Origin of the sequence: Sinomonas sp. G460-2 (genome assembly GCF_047759905.1) — a bacterium.
In the GTDB taxonomy this organism is placed as follows: Bacteria; Actinomycetota; Actinomycetes; order Actinomycetales; family Micrococcaceae; genus Sinomonas.
In genome coordinates this window covers 1-4,021 of record NZ_JBKZWT010000322.1, presented here as the reverse complement: position 1 = coordinate 4,021, position 4,021 = coordinate 1, and the positions used below count along the sequence as shown (strand labels likewise).

Genomic DNA, 4,021 nt, shown 5'->3' with positions numbered 1-4,021 from the left:
CGGCGCCGAGACCTCGACGTCGCGCCGCAGGATGAGGCCGTCCGGCCCCGATCCCGAGACGGCGTGAAGATTCACGCCCAGATCGCGGGCGAGCCTGCGGACGAGCGGGGAGACGACACGGATGGCTTGCGCGGGCAGGCTTTGGGCCTGGCTCCCCGTCGGAGCGGCGGCGCTCTGAGTCGCTGGAGACCCCTTGCGGCTCCGGGTCCGCCCGCCGGATGACGACCCGGACGTGCCATAGCCTATGAGCACGTTGCCGGACCCTGACGGCGCGTCCGATCCCGCACGCTCCTCGGTCCGGTGGGCCTCGGCAGCCGTCCCTCCGTGGCCAGCCGACCCCTCGTCGATGCTGATGAGCGGGCGGCCGACGTCGAGCGTCTCCCCCGGCTGCCCGTGCAGCACGGTCACGACTCCCGCGAACGGCGACGGCACCTCGACAACGGCCTTGGCCGTCTCGACCTCGACGATCGGCTGGTCGACCGCGACCGAGTCGCCTACGGCCACGAGCCACCGCACGAGCTCGGCCTCGGTGAGGCCCTCGCCGAGATCCGGAAGCAGGAAATCTCGCGCCACGGCCATCAGTCCTCCCACTGCAGCTCGTCGAGGGTGTCGAGGATGCGGTCGACCCCGGGCAGGTACCAGTGCTCGAACTTGGGCGGCGGGAACGGGATATCGAACCCGGTCACGCGGCGCACGGGGGCCGCGAGCGAGTGGAAGCAGCGCTCCTGCACGCGGGCCGTGATCTCGGAAGCGACCGAGGCGAAGCCCTGCGCCTCCGCGACCACGACAGCCCGGCCGGTCTTACGCACCGACTCGCATACCGTCTCGTCGTCGAACGGGACGATGGTGCGGAGGTCAACAACCTCGACCGAGCGTCCCTCCGCGGACGCGGCCTCCGCCGCGGCGAGCGCGGGCGGCACGGCGGGCCCGTACGCGATGATCGTCGCGTCCGTCCCAGGGCGGACGACGGCGGCGCGCCCCGCAGCCTTGGGGCTCACCGTACCGCCGGATCCAGTGCCGCCGAACGCTGAGTCGTATTCGGCACGCAGCGCCTCGAGGTCCACGGCGTCCTTGGACCAATAGAGCTTCTTGGGTTCCATGAAGACGACCGGGTCGTCGCACGCGATGGCCTCCCGGAGCAGCCGGTACGCGTCCGCGACGCTCGACGGCGTGAACACCTTGAGCCCCGGCGTGTGGGCGTAGTACGCCTCGGACGAATCGCAGTGGTGCTCGACTCCGCCGATCCCGCCCGCGTAGGGCACCCGGATGACCATGGGCACCGTGACCCGGCCGCGCGTGCGGTTGTGCATCTTCGCGACGTGGCTCGCGATTTGTTCGAAGGCGGGGTAGGCGAACGCGTCGAACTGCATCTCGACCACGGGACGCAAGCCGTTCATGGCCATGCCCAGCGCCATGCCGACGATCCCGGACTCGGCGAGGGGCGTATCGAAGCAGCGCAGCTCGCCGAACTCGGCCATGAGGCCGTCCGTGACGCGGAAGACGCCGCCCAGCTTGGCGACGTCCTCGCCAAAGACGACGACGCCGTCGTCCGCTCGCATCGCGTCAGCCATCGCGGTGGTGAGCGCCTTCGCGAAGGTCACGGGCTCGGGCCCGGCAGTGGCGGCCGCGCGCGCGGCGGCGGCCTCGGCAACCGTGCTCATCAGTGGTCCTTTCTTGACTGTGCGTCGCGCGAATCCTCGTCGCGCGAAAGCTCATCGGCAAGCAGCGCCGCCTGTTCGCGCAGCTGCGGGGTCGGTTCGGTGAAGACGTGGCGGAACAAGTCCCCCGGATCGAGCGCGGGATCGACGCCGAGGCCATCGCGGAGCTGCTGGGCAATGTCTTCGGCGTCGCCCGCGAAGTCCGTTTCGACGTCGTCCGTGAGCGCGCCGGTCGAGCGGAGGTAGTGCCGCATGCGGTTGAGGGGATCCTTGAGCGCCCAGGCTTGGACCTCGGCCTCGTTGCGGTAGCGCGTCGCGTCGTCGGCGTTGGTGTGCGCCTGCATGCGATACGTGTTGGCCTCGACGAGGAGCGGCCCGGAACCACTGCGGGCCAGGGTCACGGCGCGGTCGAGGACCGCGAGAAGGGCCACGATATCGTTGCCGTCCACGCGCTCGCCCGCCATGCCGTAGCCGACCGCCTTGTGGGCGAGCGACGGCGCGACCGACTGGTGAGCGAGCGGAACCGAGATCGCGTACTGGTTGTTCTGGACGAAGAACACGACGGGGAGGTGGAAGACGGCGGCGAAGTTGAGGGCCTCGTGGAAGTCGCCCTCGCTCGTGGCGCCGTCGCCGCACATCGCGAGCACCACGGTGTCCTGGCCACGGAGCTTTGCCGCGTGGGCGACGCCGACCGCGTGCAGGAGCTGAGTGGTGAGCGGGGTGCTCTGGATCCCGACGTGGTGCGCGTGGGGATCGTAGCCGCCGTGCCAGTCGCCGCGGAAGAGCGTCATCGTCTCGACGGGATCAACGCCGCGGCTCATGACGGCCACCGAGTCGCGGTACGTCGGGAACATCCAGTCGCCGTCTCGCAGGCACAGGGCGGCGGCGACCTGGCAGGCCTCCTGGCCGTGGCTCGACGGGTAGACCGCGAGGCGGCCCTGCCGGACGAGCGCCGAGTTCTGGTCGTTGACTCGCCGCCCGATCACGAGGCGACGGTAGGCCTCGAGGAGCTCGCGATCCGTGGGGACCGGATATTGGTGGCCGGGGCTCGAGCCGCGCCGATCCTCCGGGAGCATCGTGCCGTCCTCGGACAGGATCTGGATCTGGCCGTGCACGGGGAGCATGTAGTCCTCGATGCTGATGCCAAAGCGCTTGATGGCCTCCTGGGCCTCCGCGGGAATGGTCATGATGCCTCCTCGCAGCATGGGTGTTGACACAAGTATCCGCTGGGCGTCCTATTCGTATCCACGAATGGTAGAAACCTTGGAATCTTGGACGCAAACCGGGAGAATCTATAGACGAATCGCAACGAATGACCCAGATCACAGGAGGCCCCGTGGACGATGTGGACCGCGCGATCCTTGCCCAGCTCACCGAGGACGCCCGGCAGTCCGTGACGACGATCGCCGAGAACGTGCACATCTCGCGCGCGCACGCCTACAACCGGATGGCCAAGCTCCAGGAGCAAGGCATCATCACGAAGTACACGGCGCTCGTCGATCCCCTCAAGGCCGGGCTCCGCTCGAGCGCGTACGTGACCCTCAAGGTGCGCCAACACTCTTGGCGCGAGCTGCGCGAGCAGCTCAAGGCGATCCCCGAGGTGCACCACATCGCCCTCGTGGGCGGGGACTTCGACGTCATCCTGCTCGTGCGGGCCGTCGATAACACGGACCTGCGACGAGTGGTCTTCGACCAGCTGCAGAACATGCCCGGAGTCTTGGACACCCAGACGTTCCTCGTGTTCGAGGATCTGGACACGCGGTAGGCAGGCACCTCTGGCCGGGCTGCGGTCAGGGCCCGCCCGGTCAGGGCCCGCCCGGTCAGGGCCCGCCCGGTCAGCCCGCGCGCGAAAGCCGGCGTCTCGGCCGAGATGCCGCACCGGGGAGCTTGACCGGCGGGGAGTAGTACTCGTGCCCGGTTGGCGCCACGGTGACGATGTCGCCACGGGTTCCGACGTCGTCGGCCGCGGAACCGCCGACTACCGCTTGCTCCCACCCCGGCGATTCCTTCGCGTGGTTGCACGCCTCGCAGAGCCCTTGGCCGTTCTCGACGCTCGTCTCACCGCCCTGCACAGCGGGAACCACATGATCGATGTGGCGTATCGGCGCATCGCAGAACGGTGTCCTGCACCGCTGATCGCGAATCTCGATGAAGTCGGCGAGGGCGCGCGGGAATCGACGCGCCCTCGAGTCCATTGCCGCGAGCTCGCCCGTTGACGGGTCGAGGTAGAGCCGCCTGAGCCAAACTCCTGCGAGCGCAGCGGCACCAGGTCCCGGCGGGGCCTCGGTGTCCGGCCGAGGCGCGCCTCCTGCAGATCGCGTGCCCACCGCCGGCGAAGACTCCGAGCCCCTGGCCACAACCGC

The 4,021-nt window shown here is 69.4% G+C and carries 5 protein-coding genes; 1 reads left to right on the top strand and 4 read right to left on the bottom strand.

The features are described from left to right. From ACLN58_RS18995 to ACLN58_RS18985, 3 genes are all read right to left on the bottom strand, one after another. Positions 1-579: biotin/lipoyl-containing protein (locus ACLN58_RS18995; protein ID WP_415856799.1), on the bottom strand; the 579-nt coding region annotated here is incomplete at its 3' end. Then, complete coding sequence (locus ACLN58_RS18990) at positions 579-1,661, bottom strand: alpha-ketoacid dehydrogenase subunit beta (protein WP_415856798.1); 1,083 nt, start codon at positions 1,659-1,661, stop codon at positions 579-581. The genes ACLN58_RS18990 and ACLN58_RS18995, both read right to left, overlap by 1 nt. Next, on the bottom strand, positions 1,661-2,845 hold the full coding sequence (locus ACLN58_RS18985) for a thiamine pyrophosphate-dependent dehydrogenase E1 component subunit alpha (RefSeq protein ID WP_415856797.1): 1,185 nt from the start codon (positions 2,843-2,845) through the stop codon (positions 1,661-1,663). The genes ACLN58_RS18990 and ACLN58_RS18985 overlap by 1 nt, the downstream gene beginning before the upstream one ends. Before the next feature lie 125 nt (positions 2,846-2,970). Here ACLN58_RS18985 and ACLN58_RS18980 point away from each other — a divergent pair, with 125 nt between their 5' ends. After that, positions 2,971-3,423, top strand: a complete 453-nt coding sequence (locus ACLN58_RS18980; protein WP_415856796.1) for an Lrp/AsnC family transcriptional regulator — start codon at positions 2,971-2,973, stop codon at positions 3,421-3,423. 70 nt (positions 3,424-3,493) lie between these two features. On the opposite strand, the gene ACLN58_RS18975 is transcribed toward ACLN58_RS18980, so the two are convergent. Then, positions 3,494-4,021 (bottom strand): HNH endonuclease (locus ACLN58_RS18975; protein WP_415856795.1); only part of this gene is annotated, 528 nt, incomplete at its 5' end.

Excerpts from the sequence above, each read along its gene's own strand:
- ACLN58_RS18990 (WP_415856798.1), bottom strand. The coding sequence starts at position 1,661 with ATGAGCACGGTTGCCGAGGCCGCCGCCGCGCGCGCGGCCGCCACTGCC.
- ACLN58_RS18980 (WP_415856796.1), top strand. The coding sequence starts at position 2,971 with ATGACCCAGATCACAGGAGGCCCCGTGGACGATGTGGACCGCGCGATC.
- ACLN58_RS18985 (WP_415856797.1), bottom strand. The coding sequence starts at position 2,845 with ATGACCATTCCCGCGGAGGCCCAGGAGGCCATCAAGCGCTTTGGCATC.